At 36.6% G+C, this 25144-nt stretch carries 23 protein-coding genes; 16 read left to right on the forward strand and 7 right to left on the reverse strand.

Annotated features, from left to right (window positions below):
- Position 1: 1 nt before the first annotated feature.
- Together MR062_RS07975 and MR062_RS07980 are read right to left on the reverse strand one after the other, a co-directional pair.
- A complete protein-coding gene (locus MR062_RS07975) occupies positions 2-496 on the reverse strand; it encodes an RNA polymerase sigma factor (protein WP_242203618.1) in 495 nt (164 codons plus the stop codon).
- Positions 497-694: 198 nt separating this feature from the next.
- Complete coding sequence (locus MR062_RS07980; RefSeq protein WP_242203619.1) at positions 695-1363, reverse strand: lysoplasmalogenase; 669 nt, start codon at positions 1361-1363, stop codon at positions 695-697.
- A gap of 141 nt (positions 1364-1504) precedes the next feature.
- Between MR062_RS07980 and MR062_RS07985 the strand changes: the two genes are divergently transcribed.
- The 13 genes from MR062_RS07985 to MR062_RS08045 all read left to right on the forward strand — a co-directional run bounded on the left by MR062_RS07985 (position 1505) and on the right by MR062_RS08045 (position 16620).
- The gene (locus MR062_RS07985; RefSeq protein ID WP_242203620.1) at positions 1505-1816 is read left to right on the forward strand and encodes a DUF6660 family protein; all 312 of its coding nucleotides are present in this window, start codon (positions 1505-1507) and stop codon (positions 1814-1816) included.
- 92 nt (positions 1817-1908) lie between these two features.
- Entirely contained in the window at positions 1909-6243 is a 4335-nt protein-coding gene (locus MR062_RS07990) for a CusA/CzcA family heavy metal efflux RND transporter (protein ID WP_242203621.1), read from the forward strand.
- A gap of 4 nt (positions 6244-6247) precedes the next feature.
- Positions 6248-7438, forward strand: coding sequence for an efflux RND transporter periplasmic adaptor subunit (locus MR062_RS07995; protein WP_242203622.1), 1191 nt, complete (start codon positions 6248-6250; stop codon positions 7436-7438).
- Between the two features lie 200 nt (positions 7439-7638).
- On the forward strand, positions 7639-8121 hold the full coding sequence (locus tag MR062_RS08000) for an Hsp20/alpha crystallin family protein (protein WP_242203623.1): 483 nt from the start codon (positions 7639-7641) through the stop codon (positions 8119-8121).
- Between the two features lie 147 nt (positions 8122-8268).
- Positions 8269-8997: an energy transducer TonB gene (locus MR062_RS08005; RefSeq protein ID WP_242203624.1), complete on the forward strand. Its 729-nt coding sequence runs from the start codon at positions 8269-8271 to the stop codon at positions 8995-8997.
- A 602-nt stretch (positions 8998-9599) separates the two neighbouring features.
- On the forward strand, positions 9600-10145 hold the full coding sequence (locus tag MR062_RS08010) for a nucleotide exchange factor GrpE (protein ID WP_242203625.1): 546 nt from the start codon (positions 9600-9602) through the stop codon (positions 10143-10145).
- Positions 10146-10154: 9 nt separating this feature from the next.
- Entirely contained in the window at positions 10155-11273 is a 1119-nt protein-coding gene (dnaJ, locus tag MR062_RS08015; protein ID WP_242203626.1) for a molecular chaperone DnaJ, read from the forward strand.
- A 383-nt stretch (positions 11274-11656) separates the two neighbouring features.
- Complete coding sequence (locus MR062_RS08020; RefSeq protein ID WP_242203627.1) at positions 11657-12583, forward strand: ABC transporter ATP-binding protein; 927 nt, start codon at positions 11657-11659, stop codon at positions 12581-12583.
- 4 nt (positions 12584-12587) lie between these two features.
- Positions 12588-13901, forward strand: coding sequence for an ABC transporter permease (locus MR062_RS08025; protein ID WP_242203628.1), 1314 nt, complete (start codon positions 12588-12590; stop codon positions 13899-13901).
- Position 13902: 1 nt separating this feature from the next.
- Positions 13903-14808 (forward strand): mechanosensitive ion channel family protein, encoded by a 906-nt coding sequence (locus MR062_RS08030; RefSeq protein ID WP_242203629.1) that lies wholly within the window; start codon positions 13903-13905, stop codon positions 14806-14808.
- Between the two features lie 20 nt (positions 14809-14828).
- Entirely contained in the window at positions 14829-15992 is a 1164-nt protein-coding gene (locus tag MR062_RS08035; protein ID WP_242203630.1) for a sigma-54-dependent transcriptional regulator, read from the forward strand.
- Between the two features lie 114 nt (positions 15993-16106).
- Complete coding sequence (locus tag MR062_RS08040; protein ID WP_242203631.1) at positions 16107-16349, forward strand: hypothetical protein; 243 nt, start codon at positions 16107-16109, stop codon at positions 16347-16349.
- Complete coding sequence (locus tag MR062_RS08045) at positions 16339-16620, forward strand: type II toxin-antitoxin system RelE/ParE family toxin (protein WP_242203632.1); 282 nt, start codon at positions 16339-16341, stop codon at positions 16618-16620. Before MR062_RS08040 ends, MR062_RS08045 begins: the two co-directional genes overlap by 11 nt.
- 291 nt (positions 16621-16911) lie before the next feature.
- Here the strand turns inward: MR062_RS08045 and MR062_RS08050 are convergent, their stop codons facing one another.
- Both MR062_RS08050 and MR062_RS08055 read right to left on the reverse strand, forming a co-directional pair.
- Positions 16912-17667, reverse strand: a complete 756-nt coding sequence (locus tag MR062_RS08050) for a hypothetical protein (RefSeq protein ID WP_242203633.1) — start codon at positions 17665-17667, stop codon at positions 16912-16914.
- Between the two features lie 89 nt (positions 17668-17756).
- Positions 17757-18281, reverse strand: a complete 525-nt coding sequence (locus MR062_RS08055) for a flavodoxin family protein (protein WP_242203634.1) — start codon at positions 18279-18281, stop codon at positions 17757-17759.
- A gap of 145 nt (positions 18282-18426) precedes the next feature.
- Between MR062_RS08055 and MR062_RS08060 the strand changes: the two genes are divergently transcribed.
- From MR062_RS08060 to MR062_RS08070, 3 genes are all read left to right on the forward strand, one after another.
- Complete coding sequence (locus MR062_RS08060) at positions 18427-19278, forward strand: PPK2 family polyphosphate kinase (protein WP_242203635.1); 852 nt, start codon at positions 18427-18429, stop codon at positions 19276-19278.
- Positions 19279-19349: 71 nt separating this feature from the next.
- A complete protein-coding gene (locus tag MR062_RS08065) occupies positions 19350-20753 on the forward strand; it encodes a M20/M25/M40 family metallo-hydrolase (protein ID WP_242203636.1) in 1404 nt (467 codons plus the stop codon).
- 27 nt (positions 20754-20780) lie between these two features.
- Complete coding sequence (locus MR062_RS08070) at positions 20781-21335, forward strand: hypothetical protein (protein WP_242203637.1); 555 nt, start codon at positions 20781-20783, stop codon at positions 21333-21335.
- 62 nt (positions 21336-21397) lie between these two features.
- Here the strand turns inward: MR062_RS08070 and MR062_RS08075 are convergent, their stop codons facing one another.
- The 3 genes from MR062_RS08075 to MR062_RS08085 are packed head-to-tail and all read right to left on the reverse strand — an operon-like array spanning position 21398 to position 25137.
- On the reverse strand, positions 21398-22354 hold the full coding sequence (locus MR062_RS08075) for a TolB-like translocation protein (protein WP_242203638.1): 957 nt from the start codon (positions 22352-22354) through the stop codon (positions 21398-21400).
- A gap of 55 nt (positions 22355-22409) precedes the next feature.
- Positions 22410-23831 (reverse strand): amidohydrolase family protein, encoded by a 1422-nt coding sequence (locus MR062_RS08080; protein ID WP_242203639.1) that lies wholly within the window; start codon positions 23829-23831, stop codon positions 22410-22412.
- Position 23832: 1 nt separating this feature from the next.
- Positions 23833-25137: an APC family permease gene (locus MR062_RS08085; protein WP_242203640.1), complete on the reverse strand. Its 1305-nt coding sequence runs from the start codon at positions 25135-25137 to the stop codon at positions 23833-23835.
- Positions 25138-25144 lie beyond the last annotated feature (7 nt).

Genomic DNA, 25144 nt, shown 5'->3' on the forward strand with positions numbered 1-25144 from the left:
CTTACGGATTTAATAGGGTTCTAAGTTTGGTTTTCACACGGTTCATTTTCACTCTGGCATTCACTTCGCTTATACCTAAAGTTTCACTTATTTCTCTATAATTTTTGTCTTCCAAATACAAAAACACAAGGGCTTTTTCAATATCGTTCAGTTGGTGGACGGCTTTATAGAGTTGCTTTAGTTGCTGTTCCTCGGTGTCATCATAATCTTCTGCTTTTAGTTTGAATTCAACGCCGTTAAAGTCTTGGGTGGAAATGCTGCGTTTCGATTTTCTGTAGAGTGTGATGGCTGTATTCAAGCCAACACGGTACATCCATGTACTAAATTTGGAGTCGCCCCTAAACTTGGGGTAGGCCCTCCATAATTGGATGGTAATCTCTTGAAACAAATCGTTGTGCGCATCGTAATTGTTGGTGTACAATCGACATACCTTATGTATGATGTTTTGATGCTTTTCCAGCAATTCTACAAAACTATGTTCGAGTTCTTTATTCAATGTTAACGGTTAGTTATTCTGTAAGTAGCTTAAGTGTAAAAAATGTTACAAAAAAATATTTTATTTAGAATTTTGTTTTAAATTGGGTGCTTCTTCAGGTGGTATGTTTTACAATAGTTAATTGTTAAAGTGATTGTTTAATGTTCGGCGTTTATTATTCTGATTAAAAATGCATTATATTATCACTATAGATTTTGTTTATTGTTGTTTTTTAATCCCTAAAACAATACATAATTGCGCTATTGCGTAAGTTACCATAATACTAATGTTGGCAAAAGGTAATGGTTTGTAAAATTTATTCAAAGCCAATAAACTGTCTGAAATTATAAAACACAAAGCTCCAATAAAAACAAAAATAAAGCTTGTTTTGTTAGCACGGTTTTTTCGTAAATAGGCCATAGTTGCCATGAGTAAAATAACAAACATATAGATAATAACAGGAACTAATAAATCGCCTAAACTATCCTTTAAAATATAAAACAACCCTATAGCGTATAGCAATAGAATAGTTAAAAAACCAATGGGTTTAATATGTGGGTTCCGCTTACTGTAAAATACGTTTACATACATAAGGTGTCCCAACAAAAAAGAGATTAAGCCTCCGATAAAAAAGTTTGGATTTATGTTTACAAACATTAAAAGCACATCACCTATAACAGAGAAGGCCAAAGCCCATAAAGTGATTTGTCTGGTTTTAGGATCCAGATGTTGAGTACTTCTGTAAAAATAAATGATAAGCGTCGTAACAATGGCCGGTTTGGCAACATAGTTAAGCATGTTTAAGGAAGCTATAGAACTAGAAACTAATTCTGAACCAAGAATTAGAACATAAATTAGGCTGAATGATTTTTCAGATTTGGTTAACATGCTACAGTCTGTTTTTTCAAAAGTATAAGAATTTTTTCATTATTGAATTACGTAAAAAGGGTATTAAATAATTTTTATCTTTGTTGGGATGAAATGAACATTAATTAATTTTAAATTAAATAATTACTAAAATTTAAACGTGTGAAGATCTTGACAACCATATTGGCCATTTACATTTTTGCACTTAATATAGTGCCTTGTGAAGATGGTGTGGCTATTAGCGATGAGGTTAAAACTGAACTTTCACAGGCAATAGATCATGACCATCAACACCAAGACGCAGATTTGTGTTCCCCCTTTTGTCAATGCCACTGTTGCCATATCCACGTTACCCATTTTAATGAAGTAGAGTATACCTTGTCCAATCCGCTTATATCTTGTGAAGTATTTTTTCATACTGAAGGATTGGTAAAAGCTTTCAATAATTCCGTATTACAGCCTCCCCAAGTTTAATGAACCTGTGCATACAGGTATCTGTAGGTTTAAGTAGCTAATATCTTATTAGGCTACCATACATTTTTATAAATTCATTAAACTGTTATTCCATGATTAATAAAATCATTGATTTTTCAATCAATAATAAATTCATTATTGGTTTGCTTACGCTTACCATAGTAGGAGCAGGTATTTGGAGCATGACCAAAGTCCCCATAGACGCTGTTCCAGATATAACCAATAACCAAGTTCAAGTGATTACCCAGTCCCCTAATTTAGGGACAGAGGATATTGAGCAAATCATTACTTATCCCATTGAGGTGGCTATGAGTAACCTCCCTAATGTTGAAGAAATCCGTTCCATTTCCCGTTTTGGGTTATCGGTAGTCACCGTAGTTTTCGATGACGATATGGGAACCTATTTACCACGGCAATTGGTGGCCGAAAAACTTAACGAAGTAAAAGGACAAATCCCAGAAGGTTTTGGAGAACCTTTTATGGGGCCTATTTCAACAGGCTTGGGAGAAATATACCAATATACCCTTAAGGTTAAGCCCGAGTATAAAGACCAATATTCAATTACCGATTTACGTACCATGCAGGATTGGATCGTGCAACGCCAAATGGCTATGGTGCCTGGGGTAGTTGAGGTCAATGCCATTGGAGGCAAAATAAAACAATATGAAGTAGCCGTAGATCCAAACGATTTAAAAGCTATTGGGTTGACCATTTCGGATGTATTTGAAGTACTTCGGGACAACAATCAAAATACGGGAGGAGCTTATATAGAAAAAAGCCATCAGGCTAATTTTATTAGAGGCGAAGGCTTAGTGCGTAATTTAGAGGATATAAAAAACATTACGGTAAAGACCGTTAATAATATCCCGGTAACTATAGAGGATATTGCTACAGTGCAGTATGGCTCTACCATTCGCTATGGGGCCTTGACACAAGATGGTGAAGGAGAAGTGGTAGGCGGTCTGGTGATGATGCTAAAAGGAGCAAATTCCAACGACGTTATCGATAATGTAAAAGAAAGAATGGCGCAAATACAAAAGTCGTTGCCCGAAGGTGTTATTATAGAGCCTCTTTTAGACAGAAGTAAGTTAATAGTGGAAACTACTTCTACAGTAGCCACGAACCTTATAGAAGGGGCGTTGATCGTTATTTTTATACTGATATTTCTCTTGGGAAATTGGCGTGGCGGTTTAATTGTAGCATCAACCATACCATTAGCCTTGCTATTTGCTTTTATATTGATGCATGTTTTTGATGTTTGGGCCAATTTGATGAGTTTAGGAGCTATCGATTTTGGGATTATTGTAGATGGGGCGGTGATTATTGTTGAAACCACAGTGTTCCTTATAGCTTCCCAAATCCATAAAAAGAAAAAACTATCGCCTGCTGAACGCGATACTTTAGCAGCCAAGTCATCAAAGAAAATGATGAATGCCGCTTTTTTCGGGCAACTCATTATCTTGATTGTCTTTCTGCCCATTTTAGCATTGCAGGGTATAGAGGGTAAGATGTTTAAGCCCATGGCACTCACATTCATCTTTGCTATGATAGGAGCCATGATATTGTGCCTTACCTATGTGCCTATGATGTCGGCCTTAATATTGCGGGCGCCGAAGCATTTAAAAGCCTCTTATGGCGACCGGTTTGTGCAATGGGTAGAGCACAAGTACCAACCTTTATTAGAAAGTGCTTTGAAGAAAGGTAGGCTTATTATAGGTGTTGCCGTTTGCTTATTTGCAGTAGCTGTATTTATCTTTACGAGAATGGGAGGCGAATTTATTCCTCAGCTCGATGAAGGTGATATTGCCTTTCACGCCATTTTAAAACCAGGCAGTTCGCTTACAGAAACCATAGAGACCACCACCAAGATTGAGCAGGTGGTAAAGGCAAAGTTTCCCGAAGTTGAAAAAATAGTAAGTCGTATTGGAGTGGCTGAAATCCCTACAGACCCTATGCCTATGGATATAGCCGATGTTTTTGTGATTCTGAAGCCAAAAAGCGAATGGACAACGGTCGCTTCAAAAGACGATTTGATTGAAGCTTTGAAGGAAGCCGTTGAAATTATTCCCGGGGTGAATTATGAGTTTACCCAACCCATAGAAATGCGCTTTAATGAATTACTGGAAGGCGTTAGGGAAGATATCGCTATTAAGCTTTACGGTGAAGATATTAATATGTTATCCCAAAAAGCCGAAGAGATCACCAAAATTATTGCTGGTACCCCTGGGATTGGTGACATGAAAGCCGAAGCGACAACAGGTTTACCACAAATGACTATTACCTATAACAGGAGCAAGTTGGCGCAATATGGGCTTCAAATTAATAAGCTTAATAAGGCGGTAGAATCGGCATTTGCTGGAGGTCATGCAGGTGAGATTTTTGAAGGGGAGAAGCGCTTCGATTTGGTAGTTCGTTTGCATGCCGAAAACCGAAAGGATATTTCAGATGTACAAAACTTATATGTTAACCTGCCTTCCGGTGTTCAAATTCCACTTCGTGAAGTGGCCGATATATCATATCAATCAGGCCCCATGCAAATCAGTAGGGATAATACGAACAGGCGCACTTATGTTGGGGTTAACGTAAGGGGGCGCGATGTAAAATCGTTGGTCACCGAAATCAAATCGAAACTGGATGCAGAACTTCAATTGCCATCAGGCTATTTTATTCGTTATGGCGGTGCTTTTGAAAACTTGGAACGAGCCAGCAGTCGATTGCAAACCGTAGTCCCAATTGCCTTGTTGCTCATTTTTGTGTTAATATACTTCGCATTAAAATCACTACCACAAACATTAATGATTTATATAGCCATTCCTATGGCTACCATTGGAGGCGTTGTGGCTCTTTGGCTTCGCGATATGCCCTTTAGTATATCGGCAGGGGTTGGCTTTATAGTATTATTTGGTGTTGCTGTATTGAACGGCTTGGTTATGGTTAGTGGTTTAAATGAATTGAAGGAAGAAGGGGTGACTAGTCTAAAAGATAGAATTGTGGAAGGTACAAAACGGAGGATCAGGCCTATTATGTTAACCGCATTAACAGATATACTGGGCTTCTTGCCTATGGCTGTTTCGGCATCGGCAGGAGCAGAGGTGCAACGGCCACTAGCTACTGTAGTAATAGGAGGTTTACTAACCTCTACTTTATTGACCTTATTTGTATTGCCAATACTTTACCAATGGGTGGAAAGTAAAACGTTTTCATTTAAATGGAATAGAGAATTGGTTGCAGCATCAACAATTCTAGTATTTGTGTTTGTGTTGCCAACACAGGTGAATGCACAACAAGATCTGAAAATACTTCCTAAAATAACCTTGCAGCAAGCAGTGGAACTGTCTAAAAGCAATTACCCCTTGTTAAAACAAAAGCAATTGGAAGTCGAAAAACAGCAACAGTTAAAATCTGCAGCATTCGATTTTGGAACAACCCAAATTTTTACAGGAGGAGAGGAAATTAAAGACGGGGTAGGTGTTTATACTACCATTGGTATTGGGCAATCTAATATTGATGTATTTGGAGTCGCTACCAAAAAGCGATTACAGGAACAACGTATGCAATTGGCCCAAAAGGCTTATAAACTTTCAGATTTAGAATTGGAATTAGAGGTGAAGAAGGCATGGGCCAAATGTTTTCAAACGAAAAGTGTCTATAAGCTTTACAAGGAGTTGGATTCAATATATTCAAAGTTTGAGCAATCTGTAGCGTTACATTATGAAGTGGAGGCCATTTCAAAATTGGAGTATGATGCAGCTAAAAGTCAAGTGCTTCAGATGGACAATAAAAAAAATCAAGCTTATAGTGATTATATCATTGCTTTACAGCAGTTAAACCTTTGGTTGGTTTCCGATAAGCTTTATACGGTTTCCGATGAATTGGATGCTACCATTTTACTTAATATTGAAAATTTTGATGTTCAAGCTCACCCGTCCTACACTATGGCGCAAAACTTATATGATGTGGCCGAAGCCGATTATAAAGCGGCAAAAGCCAGTAGTTTGCCAAGACTTAGTTTGCAGGGTGGTCTTCAGAAAGTAAGTGGTAACTCAGGATTTTATAGCTATCAAGCAGGACTGTCCATCCCATTTTTATCTGGTTCAAATAGAGTACGTATAAAGACCGCTAGGATTGATAAAGCAATAGCAGAAACCCAAATTCAGTTTAAAAAACAAGAAGTAAGTATAAAGTTTGAGCAGGCTAAAGCTAATTATAACAAGTGGAAAGCTTCTTGGGAATTTTATAAAAATAAGGTGTTGCCATTAGCTGCCAATCAAAGAACAGGTGCTTTGTTGGCCTATAAGGAAGGTGAAATAGACTACGCGACTTTTACACAGCTAATAAAAGAAGCCATTCAATCTGAGCAGGAATCGCAAGAGGCATTATCTAACTATTTAGAAAGTACATTTCAATTACAATATTTTAACCCATAAAATCATGCAAAAAACAGTATATAGATTTACAGTGATGTTTTGTTTGTCACTAATCATTTTTTCCTGCGGAAAAGGAGGGCATTCCCATGACGGACATTCACACGACCAAAAAACAGAGGAAAAACAAGAAGAACACCATGATAAAGTCATACTCACAGGGCAGCAGTTCGATGCCTTAAAAATGAAAGTAGATACTCTTACAAGCCGAAATATGGGAGACTATGTGGAAGCCAATGGGACCTTGGAAGTGCCACCGCAAAATGAAGCGGCAATTACAACAGTTGTAGGAGCTAATGTTGTGGCGATTGAGGTGATAGAAGGAGATAAGGTCAATAAAGGACAGGTCGTGGCATATTTATCACATCCAAACATTATTAAGCTTCAAACCGATTATTTGAATGCCTATAGCAATAGTAATCTTTTAAAAAAGGATTTTGAACGTCAAGAGAAATTGTATAAAGCAGGCGTAGGGGCTGGAGCAAACTTTCAAAAAGTAGAGGCGTCGTACCAAGCGTCAAAAGCTATGGTAAGTGGTCTAGCGGCACAATTGAAGTTGCTTAATGTCAATGTTAAAACATTGCAAAAGGGTTCGGTAGCCCAGCGCATCGCTTTGCTTAGTCCCATTGAAGGGTTTGTTCAAAAGGTTGAAGTAAAAACAGGTCAGTATGTTGAACCACAAACCGAGTTGTTCGAAATTGTAAACACGCATCATGTACATGCCGATTTAATGGTATTTGAAAAAGATGTGCATAAAGTTAAAAAAGGACAAAAAGTTACTTTTAAGGTGCAATCCATGCCAGATACAGAGCTCGTGGCTGAAATCTATTCTGTAGGTAAAACTTTTGAGGACAATCCTAAAGCAGTACACCTACATGCCGAAATTGAAAACAAGCAGGGTAACCTTATTCCGGGGATGTATATACAAGGAAAAATACAGGTAGACAACAAAAAAACAATGGCCTTACCAGAAAAGGCTATTGTTGACGATGGAGGAAAATCCTATGTGTTTACTGTGAAAAAAGAAGGTGATAAGTGGGCATTTAAGCCCGTAGAGGTGATTACAGGTGAAAAGGATAGCGATTGGATGGCAGTTACCTTAATGGAAGGGGTGCCTTCAAAAACCAAATTTGCGTTTAACAATGCTTATTACCTTATGGCTGAAATGAAGAAAGGAGAGGCAGAACATTCTCATTAGCTTGGCAATCCCAGTTTGATTATTGCAAAAGTGATTTCTGAAATTTTGTCGTTTGAAAACTAATTCAAAATGTCAAAATTTCAGAAATATGTTAAGGGATTCTTAATAAATATGTCAAAGTTTACAGGTTTTAGGTTTGGTATTTTATTTGTATATATATGGTTGTAAAACAAATGTTTAACAAATAAAATTTTTTAATTATGAGCAATCTAGCGACATTACCAAAAAATGGGAATTTAGCACAGAAAAGTAGAAATAGGTTGCCTAATTTCCCAGGCTTATCAACATGGTTTGATGATTTTACTTTGGGTGAATTCCCATCTTTATTTTCATCAAGTTTCAACACAGGTATTTCAATGCCTAAAGTTAATATCAAAGAGGTATCTGATGCTTTTATTGTAGAAATGGCCGTTCCAGGATTAAAAAAATCAGATTTTGATATCAACTTAGATAATAATCTATTGTCTATTTCAGCAGAACTTAAGGATGAAAGCGAAAATAAAGATGATGGTTATACCCGAAGGGAATTTGGTTATTCTTCATTTAAAAGAGCATTTACATTGCCCGAAACGGTTAATGATAGTAAAATAAACGCGAATTACAACGAAGGTATTTTAACAGTACATCTTCCTAAAAAAGAAGAAGCCAAGCAAAAACCAGCACGTACTATTAAAATTTCATAAAAGAACACAAATTTTGTAGTTAGAAAGCCTGTTGTTTAACAGGCTTTTTTTGTATAAAAGCATGATTTATTAGTTGTTGGTACATGATAATTATCATAGTAAAAGTGTGTGGTTTCCAATAATTTTAAAGTACAAAAATTATGAGTCATGAAAGCGAAAAAGAACCCCGAAAAGGAAATAGGCAGAAATAGTAGCCTATATTTTGCCATAGGGTTAATTCTTATGTTATTCATCTCTTGGAGAGCCTTGGAATATAAAACCTATGAGCAATCTAACATTGATATAGGTGTTGTTGATGTCACCGAAGAAGTCGAAGAAGAGATTCCTGTTATAAATATCAATATGCCACCGCCACCACCGCCACCAGTTACCATTCAAGAATCGATACAAATAGTTGAAGATGTTGAAGAAATTGAAGAAACAATTATAGAAAGCACAGAAACCAATCAAGAAGAGGCCATCGAGGAGCGAGTTATAGAGGTTAGTGAAGTTGAAGTTGAAGAAGTTGAAGAGGAAGTTGAGGTCGCTTTTGCTGTTATAGAAGATGTACCTATATTTCCAGGATGTGAGGGTCGATCTAAAGAAGCCTCTAAACAATGTTTTCAAGAAAAAGTACAGACCCACGTCAAGAACCATTTTAAATACCCTGAAACTGCAGTCGAATTAGGAATCCAAGGGCGCGTATCGGTTATTTTTGCTATTGATGCTAACGGCTATGTTACGGGCATTCGTTCTAGGGGCCCCGATAGGCTTTTGGAAAAAGAAGCCGAACGCATTATAGGTTTATTGCCTAAAATGATTCCTGGCAGGCAGCGAGGTAAAGCTGTAAAAGTAACCTATGCCGTACCTATTTTTTTTAAACTACAAGACATATAAAAGCATTATGTTTATGCCCAATAAAAAAGCAGCCAAGAATTCGGTTGCTTTTTTATTGGGGCGAAATCTGGACCATAATGCTTCAGTCGATAAAAACTACAATTCAGATAATCTCTTTTTTAAGTCTTAAGGCTCTGATGGATACTTGTTTTATAATCGCTATTGGATTTATTCCAATATTAAATTTAAACAGATGAAACATCCATGTCTAAATTTTAGACATATAGTGCAAAATGGTGATATGGATGTTGCATTCCTGTGCTGAGCGAAATCTAAGCATGACCTTTAAAGAAACAGTAAATATTAACACATAAAGCAATTAATCCATATTACAGCATTGCTGGTTAGCGGATTCATGCAATCGCAAACCAATTATAAAGAAGACATGCAAAAGGCCTTTGAATTATGGAAAAGAACTGACAGTATACAGTTATGATGTGTATTTAGGTTGAAAAAACGCTTCATCTCTTTGCGAAAAGAAATTTTCAAACTTAAAAACTAGAAAAAAAGACAAATTTTTTTCGTGACATTATGACATTTTTACAATAATGGCAGTACTTTTGCCAATCAATTTTAGTATTTGCATAAATTAAAAAATTGGCATGAGCAAAAAGGACAAAAATAAGATAGAGAAAGAACAGGTTGAAACCGCCCAAACGGAAACGGTCGAGGTAGAAGAGCCTGTGGTTGAGGAACAAACGCAAGAAGAAAAACTTAAAGCAGAGTTACAACAGGAAAAAGAAAAGTTTTTACGCTTGTTTGCTGAGTTCGAAAATTATAAAAAGCGCACGTCTAAAGAGCGTATCGATTTATTCAAAACAGCCAGCCAGGATGTTATGGTTGCATTATTGCCCATTTTGGATGATTTTGATAGAGCGTACTTAGAGATTTCAAAAACGAAAGAAAAGGAGCTTTTAAAAGGCGTGGAGTTAATTAGCAACAAGCTAAAATCAACTTTGGAACAAAAGGGCTTAACGCAAATAAAAGTGGAACAAGGAGATGAGTTTAATGCCGATAACCACGAAGCAATTACCCAAATACCAGCGCCAAGCGAAGATTTAAAAGGAAAGATTATAGATGTTATTGAGAAAGGATATGCTTTAGGTGATAAAGTTATTCGTTTTCCAAAAGTTGTTATCGGACAATAAACCAAGAACATGGCTAAGAGAGATTATTACGAGGTTTTAGGAGTAAATAAAGGCGCCAGTGAGGCTGAAATAAAGAAAGCTTACCGAAAAAAGGCTATACAATTTCACCCAGATAAAAATCCAGACGATAAAGAAGCAGAAGCTAAGTTTAAAGAAGCGGCCGAAGCGTATGAAGTATTGAGTAATGCCGATAAAAAGGCACGTTACGATCAGTTTGGACATCAAGCCTTCGAAAATGGTGGTGGCTTTGGAGGCGGCAGCATGAATATGGATGACATATTCAGTCAGTTTGGTGATATTTTTGGCAGTGCTTTTGGAGGCGGTTTTTCAGGTTTTGGCGGTGGCGGTGGAGGCCAGCGTCGTACCAAAGGAAGCAACCTACGTATTAGAGTAAAGTTGACTCTTGAAGAAATAGCCAATGGTGTAGAGAAAAAAATAAAAGTTAAGCGAAAAGTACAGGCTCCAGGTACAACATATAAAACGTGTTCTACATGCCATGGAACGGGTCAGGTTACTAGAATCGCTAATACCATTTTAGGTAGAATGCAAACGTCTGCACCTTGTAACGTGTGTGGAGGAGCAGGGGAAATCATAGATAAGAAACCAGCCGATGCTGACGCGCAAGGTCTAAAAATTTCAGAAGAAACCGTTTCTATTAAAATACCTGCAGGTGTGGTAGATGGTATGCAACTTAAAGTTTCAGGAAAAGGTAACGAAGCGCCGGGCAATGGTATTCCTGGAGATTTATTGGTGGCTATACAAGAAGTAGAACATGAGAAGCTGCAACGTGAAGGTGATAACCTACATTACGATTTATATGTTAGCTATCCAGAAGCTGTTTTGGGAGCTTCGAAGGAAATCGATACTGTAACTGGTAAAGTGCGAATTAAAATAGAGCCAGGGGTGCAATCAGGTAAAATTTTGCGTTTGCGAGGAAAAGGCATACCGAGCATTAATGGTTATGGTAAAGGGGACTTATTGGTGCATGTTAATGTATGGACGCCTAAAACCTTGAATAAGCAGCAACGTGAGTTTTTTGAAACCATGAGGGATGATGAGCATTTTACGCCAAAACCCGAAAGTACAGATAAGTCTTTTTTCGAAAAAGTAAAGGACATGTTTTCATAAGAAACTGACTTAAAAACCTAATAATCCGCCATTGAGCGGATTATTTTTTGTGATAAGTTATCGACTAGTTTTGCCAATAGTATCGAAAAAAAAACTATATTTGAACTATCACTAATTTGTTTTAGTGGTAATTTTTCTTTTTCATAGCAATTTTTTTCCCATCCTTAATTCGTTAAGGGTGGGTTTTGTTTTTAGTGAAACCTTGTTTTTTTTAATAACCAAGCTTTGAAAAAAACGCCTCTAGAAACTACTCCTAGATAAATATTAGGATATTATAAAACAACCACATTAAAGGTTTATTTAAATGGTTTTTCTAAGTTAATTCTGCTTCATAGCTACAACATTTAATATATTTACAATCAAAATACCATTAATGCAAATCCATGAGTAACTTACTAGACGTTAAAGAGGTGTCTAAACATTTTGGTGCACATAAAGCACTAAACAAGGTGTCGATTGCAGTGCCTCAAGGCAGTATTTTTGGGTTATTGGGTCCAAACGGAGCCGGTAAGACCACACTTATTAGGATTATCAATCAAATAACCATGCCAGATGAGGGGAATGTCATTATAGATGGAGAGCCTCTTCAGAGTAAACATATTAGGGATATTGGCTATTTACCAGAGGAACGAGGTTTATATAAATCAATGAAAGTAGGCGACCAGGCATTGTATTTAGCACAGCTAAAAGGGTTGAGTAAAACCGAAGCAAAAAAACGCTTGAAGTACTGGTTTGAACGCTTGGAAATAGGTGATTGGTGGGATAAAAAAATACAAGAGCTTTCAAAAGGGATGGCCCAAAAGGTACAATTTGTTGTAACGGTGTTGCACCAACCCAAATTACTTATTTTCGACGAGCCTTTTTCGGGTTTCGATCCTATAAATGCCAACTTAATAAAGGACGAGATTTTACGTTTACGCGAAGAAGGGGCCACTGTAATATTTTCAACCCACCGTATGGAATCGGTCGAGGAACTTTGTGATGACATTGCCCTAATTAACAAATCGAATAAAATATTGGATGGCAAATTGTTGGATGTTAAAAGGCAATATAAAATAAATACATACGAAGTAGGAATTAAAACCAATAATAAGTTAGTATTACAAAACGAACTCACTGAAAAATTTGAAATAGCACCGGCCAACTTTAAAACATTGGACGATGAGTTAAAACTCAATATTAAATTGCCACAAGGCGAGGATCCTAACCATTTGTTAAGCTATTTGACAACAAAAGGAGAGGTGTCCCATTTTGTTGAGCTTATTCCAAGTGTTAACGATATTTTTATTCAAACAGTAAAGAATAACTAGCCAGATGAACCATTTACCTCTTATTATAAAGCGCGAATACTTTACTAAGGTAAAAAATAAGCCTTTTATTGTGATGACCTTTTTAAGCCCCATGATAGTTATTGCTCTTATTGCTATTGTGGCCTATATTTCGAAAGTAAATAATGATAAAGTACACCTTATTTCGGTTTTGGATGAATCGGGAGTTGTTGGTGAGGTTTTTAAAAGTTCTGAAAAAATTAAATATAATGTACTGGATAATATATCGTTGGAAGCGGCTAAGTCCATTGCCAAAGAAACGAAAAGCTATGGCCTGTTGCATGTACAGCAATGGGATGATTTTGATGCAATATCCAATAAGGTTTATTTTTATTCAGAAGAATCGCCCTCACTTATTATAATTTCAGATTTGGAAAAAAAAATAGGAGATGAACTAACGAATTTAAAACTAGAGCAGAATAATGTTAATGTAGCCACGGTTCACCATTCAAAAATTAGTATAGACATTGTTCAGGAAAATTTTGATGGGGAAAAAACCTCAAAAATGGATAGCCTTTTAAAATTAGCCTTTGGTGGTGTAGCGGGGTATTTGCTGTTCATGTTCATCATTATTTATGGCAACATGATTATGCGAAGTGTCATTGAAGAGAAAACAAGCCGAATTATTGAAGTGATTATATCATCTGTAAAACCAGTACAGCTAATGCTGGGTAAAATTATAGGGACATCGTTGGCAGGTATTACGCAGTTTGTAATTTGGATTATTTTGGGTGGTGTTTTAATGACTGTGGTGTCTTTAATTTTTGATATCGATATGGGGCAGTTACAAACGCCACAGCAAGATATGATGCTGCAAGCCATGGAAAACTCCGAATTGAATATGCAGATCCAAAATGTTATGGCATCGTTTTATCACTTGCCCATAACTAATTTGATTGTAGCCTTTATTTTGTTTTTTATAGGCGGTTACCTATTGTACAGTTCATTGTACGCTGCTATAGGTGCGGCAGTAGATAGCGAAACAGATACCCAACAATTTGTATTGCCCATTTTAATGCCATTAATTTTGGCCGTTTATGTGGGGATTTTTACAGTTATTGAAGACCCGCATGGTACAGTTTCTGTGGTGTTTTCGTTTATTCCGTTCACCTCGCCTGTGGTTATGCTTATGCGAATTCCTTTTGGCGTGCCTTTATGGCAACAGTTAGTGGCATTGTTATTGTTAATTTTTACCTTTATGTTTACAGTATGGTTTGCTGCAAAAATATATCGTGTGGGTATTTTAATGTACGGTAAAAAACCAAGCTATAAAGAGTTGATTAAATGGATAAAATATTAAGATGAGTCAGGGATTAGAAAAAATAGAAGAAACAATAAAAGAAAGTTCTATCTGGGAAAAGATTGTAAATTTTTTAGAATTTAAGCTTATAGATTTTAACTATGGGACAGGTGATAACATGGGTCACATCGAACTAAAAGTATGGTATGTCCTAATTGTTGTTATTGTTTTATTAGCTACCACCTATATTTTAAGATGGACAAAAAAGGTGGTTACACGAAAGATGCCTAATGAAGATAAAGCAAAATTTAACACTGTTTTTTCGTTCTCAAGATGGTTAATCTACCTTATTGTAGTTCTTATTGTTTTTGATTCCATAGGGATAAATGTTACAGCCATTTTTGCGGCTTCGGCAGCTTTATTGATAGGTGTTGGTTTGGCCTTGCAAACCCTATTTCAGGATATTATTTCCGGTATTTTTATATTGGTAGACCAAACAGTGCATGTAGGAGACATTATTGAGATAGAAGGAAAAGTGGGTAGAGTAGAAGAAATTAAGTTACGAACCACTAGGGCGGTAACCATAGATAATAAAGTATTGATTATACCTAACCATCTATATTTAACCAATAGCCTTTACAATTGGACGCAAAATGGTACAACTACTAGGGAATCGGTTGCTGTAGGTGTGGCTTACGGTAGCGATGTGCAATTGGTGAAGAAATTGCTTATTCAGGCGGCAAGTACCCATCCCGATGTTTTAAGCGAACCAGAACCAACGGTTGTTTTTACCGATTTTGCAGATAGTTCATTAAATTTTAAAATTGTTTTTACGATAAACGATAGTTTTAAGGCACAGTTTCCAAAAAGTGATATTCGTTTTGAAATAGATCGTTTGTTTAGGGAGCATAATGTAACCATTCCGTTTCCACAAAGAGATATACACATTATAGAAAGTTCAAAATAATCAAGTAGAAGAAAATAAATATGTCAAGAATATTAGTAATCGAAGATGAAGCAGCCATTAGACGTGTATTGGTAAAAATCCTTTCTGAAGAAAACGATGCTTACCAAGTTGAAGAAGCAGAAGATGGTCTAACAGGAATAGAAAAAATTAAAAATGAAGATTTCGATTTAGTCCTTTGCGATATTAAAATGCCTAAAATGGATGGTGTTGAAGTCTTGGAAGCTACTAAAAAAATAAAACCTGAAGTTCCTATGGTGATGATTTCCGGCCATGGCGATTTAGACACGGCTGTAAACACTATGCGTATGGGGGCTTTCGATTACATATCTAAGCCACCAGATTTAAACCGTTTGTTAAATACGGTTAGAAATGCCCTGGATAGAAAGGAATTGGTGGTTGAAAACAAAATTCTTAAGAAAAAGGTAAGCAAAAAGTATGAGATGATTGGAGAGAGCGAGGCGATTTCCAAGATTAAGGATATTATAGATAAGGTCGCCCCAACCGATGCCCGCGTATTGATTATAGGGCCTAATGGAACGGGGAAGGAATTGGTAGCCCATTGGTTACATGAAAAGAGCGAACGCTCCAAAGGCGCCTTAATTGAAGTAAACTGTGCGGCAATTCCAAGTGAACTTATTGAAAGTGAATTGTTTGGTCATGTAAAAGGAGCCTTTACCAGTGCCAATAAGGATAGGGCGGGAAAATTTGAAGCAGCCAATGGTGGTACTATTTTCCTTGATGAGATAGGAGATATGAGTTTGTCTGCTCAAGCTAAAGTGCTTCGTGCTTTACAGGAAAATAGAATACAACGCGTTGGTAGCGACAAAGACATACAAGTTAATGTTAGGGTTATTGCGGCAACCAACAAAGATTTGAAAAAGGAAATTGAAGAAGGCAGGTTTCGTGAAGATTTGTACCATAGATTGGCCGTTATTTTAGTGGAAGTTCCGGCACTTAATGAAAGACGTGATGATATTCCGTTATTGGTTAATCATTTTGCTGAAAAAATAGCCGGTGAACAGGGTACGGCTATAAAGACGTTTTCCGATAAGGCCATTAAACAACTTCAGGAATACGATTGGACCGGAAACATTCGTGAACTTAGAAATGTTGTGGAACGCTTAATTATTCTTGGAGGCAAAGAAGTAAGCGAAACTGATGTTCAGCTTTTTGCGAGTAAATAGTAGGTTAATTAATTGCTAAATATGTTGGTTTTATGGTAATATTTAGATCTCAGGTTTTAAGTCTACTATTGTGGGTATAAAAATTGCTATATTTGTTATACAAACCCAACAGTTATGGATTTAGCGGCTAGAAAATATAGATTAATAGAGCGTCTTACTAATTTAGTGAGTGAAGAGAAGTTGGAAAAAATAGAACAGTTCTTGAATAAAGAAATATTTAACGACACTGAACCCGTACTTACCCAAGAGATTAAGGATTTATTAGATGAACGTTTAGACAGTCATAAAGCTAATCCTGGTGCAGGAAGAAGTTGGGATGCTATTAAGGCAGATTTAGATAAGAAATATGCCTCATAAATTGATCGTCAAGCCTGAAGCTGAACTAGAGTTGGTTGAAGCTTTGGAGTGGTATGAAGAGCAACTAGTAGGATTGGGCAGTAGATTATATCATGAGATAAATGAGGTCTTAGATGAGATAGTTGCTAATCCAGAATATTTCCAGAAAAAATATCGCAACATTAGGGTTAGATATACCTTTAAGTTTAATTATGGTGTACATTATACTGTTGAAAGAGATACAGTTTATGTGCATGCTATATTACATACCAGTAGGAAGCCAAAAAAATAAACAGTATTATTACTATATACTCATACTCCGTTCTTCGCTCTTCGGAGTTTGCAATTTCGAAGCAAACTAATAAGGTGAAATATAAATAAATACAACAAAGCTACATTTTGAGAAAAGTGTGGCTTTTTATTTTTATATAAATTAATGATATGAAGTGTTCTTGTACTGCGCTTGCCGAAGTAAAACTTTGTGTAATTACTTTGCATTTCATTGAAAATAAATTGTTTTGTAAATAAAAATGCCCCAGAAGGTGTCTAACATTTTGGGGCATTATAAGTAGTGACATTTTTGTTAATCATCACACAAATCCAACTGAGCCACATAATTAGTGGCCAACGTTTTGATAGTGCGGTTAAAATGGTTTTTTATGGCCTCTAAACTTTGGTTTTCTAAATCTTTTGTGTCCCCACTGGCAGTTAAAGCATCGTGTTTGCAATCGCAAACGTCCAAAGTTTTATTATAGGTTTTAAGATTTGAAGCTATTGCATTTTCATAGGCCTGTATTAACTGTTTCTTTTTTAGCGCTAATTCTTGCTTTTGCTGTTGGGCCAGCTTAGCTTTTATTTCATGTTCTTTTTGCTTTAAGGCTTCTTGTTGTTGCTTGAGTTTTAATTGTTCTTCTTCCAAATCGGTTAGTGTACTTACTTCAGGTGTTTCAATGGTTTCGGTACTTTCATTACCCGTAGCAACTGAACACCTATCAATTTCAATAACACTTTTCTTGCTTAATTCTCTAGCTTGCTTAACAAAAAAGCGACCATCTTCATAGGTGGTTACGTGCTCAACTTTTGCTAGCAAGTCAATACTTTTGTTGGCAAGGGTAAGCGCTTTTTCACAGCCACAATCGCCTAAAGTGTTTTTAGAGAGTTTAAAGGACTTTAAAGACCGATCGGCATAATATTTCAAGTGGCTAATGTTGTTTGAGTCGTATGAGTCCTTAACATGGGAATAAGCGCTAACTAAATAGGAATTGGCTTCGTCGCAATTGGTTTGTGCATTACTGGTTAAACAGACTATTGATAAAAAAAATAAATAATACGTTTTCATAGTAATTTGGGGTTGATTACATAAATAGGTTCAGCGAATGTATTAAAAACAATACACTTTAACGTGCCGTTCATCGAAAATCCAAAAAACTAATGGACAGGAATTTGCTCATTTATAGCCTTAATGAAGGCTGTAATACGTTGTTTAATATCTTGATTTATAGTGTCTTTGTCTATAAAAGTGTGGGTGTCGCCCAAATAATTCATGCCTAGGTAATTGGCAGTTTCATAAAAAGGCATATTAAAGCCCTTTTTTAAATCATCTGAGTTACTACAGCTAAGCATGGCCATATTTTTGCCCCGTAATTTTATGCCTAAGTCTTTGTGGATTTTGAGTAAATCGGACATGCGATCAAAAAACACTTTAAGCGTACCACTCATGCTGTACCAGTAAACGGGAGTGGCAAAGATTATCGTATCATATGTTTCAATAATATCTGTAATCAACCCCATAAAATCATCATTTTGGTTTTTATATTCATAATCAAAATGACCAATGGTTTTGGTACTCAAATCAATAATATCAAAATCGTTTTCAGAAGCGATATAATTTACAACCTTCCCAGTATCTCCATGGCTTCTGGAGCTCCCTTGTATAATAACTGTTTTTGACATAACCTAGAATTTGAAATAAGTCAAAGGAACAACTATTAAATTCGTTTGGAGTGTTGTTTATATTGAAACAATTAATGGGGCTAAAAATAAAATCGATAGTATTTTATATATTTAAACCACATAAATCTTAAAATAGACTCTAAGCATGAATGAATATAAAGTAACCTCGAATATATCATTAAAAGACACAAAAACAAAAGTTGTTATTGAAGGCGCAAAAAAGGAACTTAAAGCCATTAGAAAGCAATTGGGAGCGTGGCAAAATACCATGTACGCCCATAATAAATATTCCGTTTTAGTGTGTTTGCAAGGTATGGATACCTCGGGTAAAGACAGTTTGGTACGGGAAGTTTTTAAGGATTTTAATGTTAGGGGCGTAGAGGTGCAAAGCTTTAAAGAGCCAACCGAGCTGGAGTTAAGTCATGACTATTTATGGCGTCATTATATTGCGCTTCCAGAGCGGGGTAAGTTTGGTATTTTTAATCGAACACATTATGAGAATGTTCTGGTTACTAGGGTACACCCTGAATATATTTTAGGAGAAAACATTCCAGCAATAAATTCTATAGATGATATAGATGAGGCGTTTTGGGACAAGCGTTTTGAACAGATCAATGGTTTTGAAAAGCATCTTGCCGAAAATGGCACTATCATTTTTAAGTTCTTTTTGCACCTTTCAAAAGAAGAACAAAAAAACCGATTGTTGCGTCGTTTACGCAAGCAGGAAAAGAATTGGAAGTTTTCACCTGGCGATTTAAAAGAGCGTAAATTATGGGGCAACTATCAGGCATGTTATGAAGATGCGATAAACAGAACATCAAAAGCACATGCGCCTTGGTACACCATCCCAGCAGACGATAAACCAACAGCACGTTATTTGGTGGCAAAAATTTTGTACGATGCTTTAATACAGTATACCGATATAAAAGAACCAGAACTAGACGATAAAATTAAGGAAAACCTGGCCTTGTATAAAAATCAATTGCAAGAGGAATAACATATTTTAAGATTTCTTTTAGATTAACCGTCTTATTAAGTAATATATTTACCCAATATATAAACCCTACTATGAAATTTTTTAAAGCATCCATTTTATTTTTCAGTTTGATATGTTCAACTGTTCTGTTTTCACAAACCGATGAGGCCATGTTTAAAAACATATATAAAGCCTCGTTAACCAATGGAAAGAGTTACGATTGGCTAAACTATCTTTCAAATCAAATAGGGAGTCGTTTATCGGGGTCTTTAGGAGCCGAACGGGCCGTGGCCTGGGCTAAGGAAGAATTGGAAAAAGTTGGATTGGACAAAGTATGGTTACAACCCGTTATGGTGCCTAAATGGGTGCGTGGTGCCAAAGAATATGCGTATATTAAATCTTCTGAAGGTAAAACAACAACGGTTAACATATGTGCATTGGGAGGATCTGTGGCTACGCCGGCATTGGGCTTAAAAGCCAAAGTAGTCGAGGTGCATAATTTTGAAGAACTTGAAGCCCTGGGCAAAGCCCAAGTTGAAGGTAAGATTGTGTTTTATAATCGCCCAATGCAAGCCGATTTAATCCAAACCTTTGAAGCTTATGGCGGTTGTGTAAATCAGCGCTATCAAGGTGCTCTTGAGGCTATTAAGTACGGTGCCATTGGTGTTATTGTACGTTCTATGAATTTACGCTTGGACGACCTGCCGCATACAGGAAGTATGACCTATGGTGATTTACCTATAGGAAAACGTATTCCATCTGCAGCCATAAGCACTAACGATGCAGAACTGCTGAGCACCATGTTAAAATTAGACCCATCTATAGAATTCTTTTTTAGGCAAAACTGCAAGCAATTCAAAGATGTGCTGTCGTATAATGTGATAGGTGAAATTACCGGTAGCGAATTTCCAAATGAATATATGGTCGTTGGAGGCCATCTCGATTCTTGGGATTTGGGAGACGGCTCACATGACGATGGAGCAGGAGTAGTGCAGTCTATGGAGGTGTTACGTTTATTAAAGGAATTAGGGATAAAACCAAAGCGTAGTATAAGGGTTGTTTTATTTATGAATGAAGAAAACGGTTTGCGTGGTGGAACTAAATATGCAGAAGAAGCCAAGCAAAAGGGAGAAAAGCATCTATTTGCCTTAGAAAGTGATGCTGGAGGTTTTACGCCTCGTGGTTTTAGTTTCGATTGTACAGATGCCGTATTTAATCAAGTATTGGGGTGGCGGCACTTGTTTAAACCCTACTTAATTCATTTTTTTGAAAAGGGAGGAAGTGGTGCCGATGTAGGGCCATTAAAAACGAATACGAATGTATTAGCGGGTTTACGCCCAGATTCCCAACGTTATTTCGATCACCATCATGCCAGTAACGATACGTTTGATGCCGTAAACAAAAGGGAATTGGAATTGGGAGCGGCTACCATGACCGCTTTAGTGTATTTGTTTGATAAGTATGGTGTTAATAATGTAATGGCTTTAAAAAATTAATACGCTAATTATAAATAGAATAAGGCAATGAATAAACTAATTATAGCGATAGCGTTAATGCTATCGGTTTTTGCTATGGCACAACAAGAAGAAAAATTACCATATTATGAAATTCTGGAACATGCAGAGAGCTACACAGCTGGTGCTGTAGCTTCTAGAATGGTGGATGGTTTAGGGTTTCGCTACTACTGGGCAACAGAAGGACTGAGACCAGAGGATTTAAATTATAAACCAAGCGAGTCGGGGAGAACTTCAGGGGAAACCATAGACCATATTTTAGGCTTGTCGAATTTTTTATTAAATAGTATTTCCACTGAAAAGAGTAGAGGTGAAGATAAAGCATTGTCGTTTGAAGACAAGCGAAAGCAAACGTTGCTTAACTTAAAAGCAGCTTCAGATATTCTAAGGAATGCAGATGATTTATCACAATTTGATAATGAAAGGTTTCCATTTTGGAACCTTATAAATGGTCCAATAGCTGATGCTTTATGGCATTGCGGGCAAGTGGTATTATTAAGACGGGCCTCTGGTAACCCATTTAATTCTAAAGTGAGTGTGTTTTCTGGAAAGTTAAGGGAGTAATAAGTTGGTGAAATACCTAATTTTTAACTGAGTATTTTGACAGCATACTTCTAATTGAATAGCTATATTTGCTGATGGTGTAAAGGCTTGTTTTTAGGGCTTAAAGGCTCCTTTAGTAAAATTTTACAAATTTGGTAATGGCCATTTCGGTAACCGGTAATTAACAGGTTAATGTCGTTGGGAGACCAAGAGGGCAAAATATCCTCCACATTATTAAACGTCACTTGCGTTTTATGTCTAGAATCATTGCGCATAATAAATATTTCTGTTTGTTGCATGTCGTCCACTTTAGCGGCATAAGCCACTCTGCTACCTCTTATATTGGACCAACTGGGGTATTCGCTGTGGTCTTTAAAATAACTTAACCTATCTCGGTTTTTTGTAATAATATTATACGAGTAAATAATATGTCCTTCACCTTGTGTATTTCTGTTAGAAAAGTAGATGAGGTTGTCTCCTCTTGGCGTAAAGTTAGGGTATAAATTCATGTGCTTGTTGGAGATGATCTTTTTTAAGCGCTTGCCTTTGTTGGAACACATGTATATGTCGTATATACTGGCTTGCTCCCTATAACTAAAAACTACTTGAACCCCATTGGGAGCAAATCGGGCAAATGACTTATTGCCATTAAGGGCTATGGGGACTTTATCAATGCTGTTTGTTTCAAGCGCGTAGGTGTAAATTTCAGAAACGCCGCTTCTATCCGATTCAAACAGTACCATATCCTTATAGGGGTGCCATGTTGGTCGCCTATCGTTTGAATTACTTTTAAATAATGGTTTTTGGTGTCCCCCGTTCTTATCCATTGTGTAGATTTGCCAATGGCCGTCTCTATTCGACTCAAAAACTATTTTGGTGCCTTCCTTGTTATAACTGGCATATCTATTATCTGCCGATGTATTGGTTAACAATTCTTCTTTATAACCTTCTTTTATATTTTCATCCTGGGCAAAACTTGTTAAACCAAATAGTATGGTGAAAAGTAAAAAGGGAGGTTTAAAAAAGAGAGATAAGCGCATAGTAATGAGTTAGTTTTTAGCTAATTTAAAAAAAAATATACTCAACAAGTAGGCGCTAATTTCTACCAACTTGCCCATTAACCGATTCAAATAGTTTTTTTGAATTGTAACCAATCCCATCTTTAAAAACAATTTCCATATTTCTTATGGTCTTAATATTCTTTTCTAAGTCACCATCTACTAAAATAAGATCGGCTATTTTGCCGCTTTCAATGGTGCCAATTTCATGGGCTTTATTTAAGTATTTTGCACCGTTATGTGTACATATTTTTATAACATCAACTAAAGGAAATCCAGCTTCAACTAATAATTCAATAGTATGCTGATTGGCATAACCAGCTACGGTTCTTCCAGCGCCAGTTGGATCTGTTCCGGCAACTAATTTTCCGCCTAAGTCATAAAACCGCTTAAGCCAAGTCATATTTTTATGATATGAAGCTGTTTGAACGGAATCTTTGTATACCATACGATCATATATGTTTTTAACATCCTTGAGAACTTCTGGGGATACAGCACGTTCACCTCCACCAGGAATAAGTTCCCTGTTCGTATAAGGTTCGAATACATTTGGTGTTGTAGTTATGGTGGTGCCGTTTTTGATAAGAACTTCAATAAGGTGTTTTATTTTAGGACTGTCTATAGGTTCTTCGTTGAATGATTTTCTGGCCGCAAATGGGTCACAAATGTTTTCTTCTTTACGCTCAAGAAAGTCTGTTGAAACTCTAAAGCCATGTTCTAGATTATCAATACCTAAATTTGAAGCTTCTTCGTAAGTTACAGAACATAAGTGTCCAGTAACTTTAAAGCCACGTTTATGTGCTTCCGCAATGCAAACCTTCATATCTTCTTGTGTAATATTGTTGTAGAGTTTAAAAGAAGTCACTCCTCGTTTTGACCAAAAATCTACAATTTCTGATACTTCATCTGTTTTTTTAATAAAGCCCAGTTCGGCAATGGGTAGGCCTTCACGTTCTATAAAGGGGCTGGTAACATCCATTTTAGGGCCAATCATTTTCCCATCAGTAATCCATTGTTTTACATTAAGGTCACTTTGAGGTTGAATGCTTCCAGCAGTTCGCATAGTGGTTACCCCTCCAGCAAGATATAATCTGGGGAATGTAAAAGTGGATTGTCCTACACTAAACCAGTTTTCAAAGAATTTGGTGTAGAATAAATGCTCATGTAGCATGACCAAACCAGGGATTATTGTTTTTCCTGTTCCGTCAATGATTAAAGCTCCATCGGGAATTAAAACAGTATTTGAATGGCCAGTATGTTCTATTTTACCATCATGAATTATAACGGTTAGGTTGTTTTTAATGCTATCTCCTGTGCCATCAATAAGCTTAACATGGGTTATTGCCACCATTGTGGTGTCAATAGAGATAAAAGCTTTAACCTCCTTTGTGAATTCTTGGGCCCGAATTTGAAAGGAAACATATAGCAGGAGAACCAGTGTTAGTGTTAGGGATTTCATATTATTCCACGCTTTTGTTTTTAATAAATTTAATTAGCAAATAAATGATACTCAGCAAAGTAATGACAATTAGGGTGGTAATGATTTCATCAGATGCTAAATTGGCCAGAAAATAAGATATAATAAGTACTGATAAAACTGGTACCGTCCAACCGCCAGGTATTTTAAACTCTTCAGGATTACTCTTTAAAGCATACCGCAGTTTAATGACAGACAGCGCAACCAATAAATAGATGATGAGCATAGAGCTGCTCGCAATAACAGCCAACTGTTCAAAACTGCTACTAACAGCAATAGTAAAGCATAGCATGGTATAAACAATAATAGCTATATATGGCGTAGCAAAAGCTTTATGGATATTAGATAGTTTGTTTATCGGTATAACCCGATCTCTTGATAGGGCATAAATCACTCTAGGGTTATTAAGGATAGAGCCACTCAAATAGCCAAACATAGAAACCAAAGCCCCAATAAAAAGTAAGGTAAACCCCATGGGGCCAAAAATCGTTTTTGCCGTTTCAATAAGTGGTGTGGCGGTAAAATCTGGAAGCGTGTCGCCTAGAACACCTTGTGAAACACCTTGGATGAGTATATAAACTAAGACTACAGTTAAAATACTTATAAAAATACCTTTTGGGACGTTGCGCTTCGGATTTATAATCTCGCCACCAATAACAAGACCAGTTTCTGCCCCTTGAAATGCAAAGAACAGAATGAGGGAGGTTTCACCAAGTGTTTTAAAGCTTGGGGCAGATTGAATGTATAAATTTTCAATAGATACATCTTTCCAACCCAATGTCATCAAAATAAATAAAGGAATTAGTTTTACAATGGTATTAAATTTTACAACACCCATGCCTTGTTTTATGCCAATAACATTAATGAAGGCAAACCCGCCTAAAATAATGAATAAGAATATCGCCCGTACCCACTGGGCTTCAAAAAAAGGATACACAGTGGCCAGCATGTTTACCAGGGCATTAGATACAGCGGCATCTGCAAATAAGGCACTACCTATGGCAAGGAAGCCACCTATAAATCCCGCATAATTACCAAATGCCGTTTCAATATAGGTATAGGGACCACCAGTGGTGTTGACCTTACTGCCCGCTTCGGCAAAGCACAACATCACTAAGGTTATTAATATGCCACAAAGTAAATAGGCTATAATGCTGGAAGCTCCCATTTTGGAGGCTATTACTGCTGGCAGGGCGAAAATGCCTGCACCTATTATGATGTTTACAATATTAGCTGATAAACCTAATGCACCAATGCTACGCTTTAAACCTTCGTCTTTTTGTGTCATAATTTTA

Origin of the sequence: Aestuariivivens insulae, assembly GCF_022662195.1 — a bacterium.
GTDB classification, from domain to species: Bacteria; Bacteroidota; Bacteroidia; order Flavobacteriales; family Flavobacteriaceae; genus Aestuariivivens; species Aestuariivivens insulae.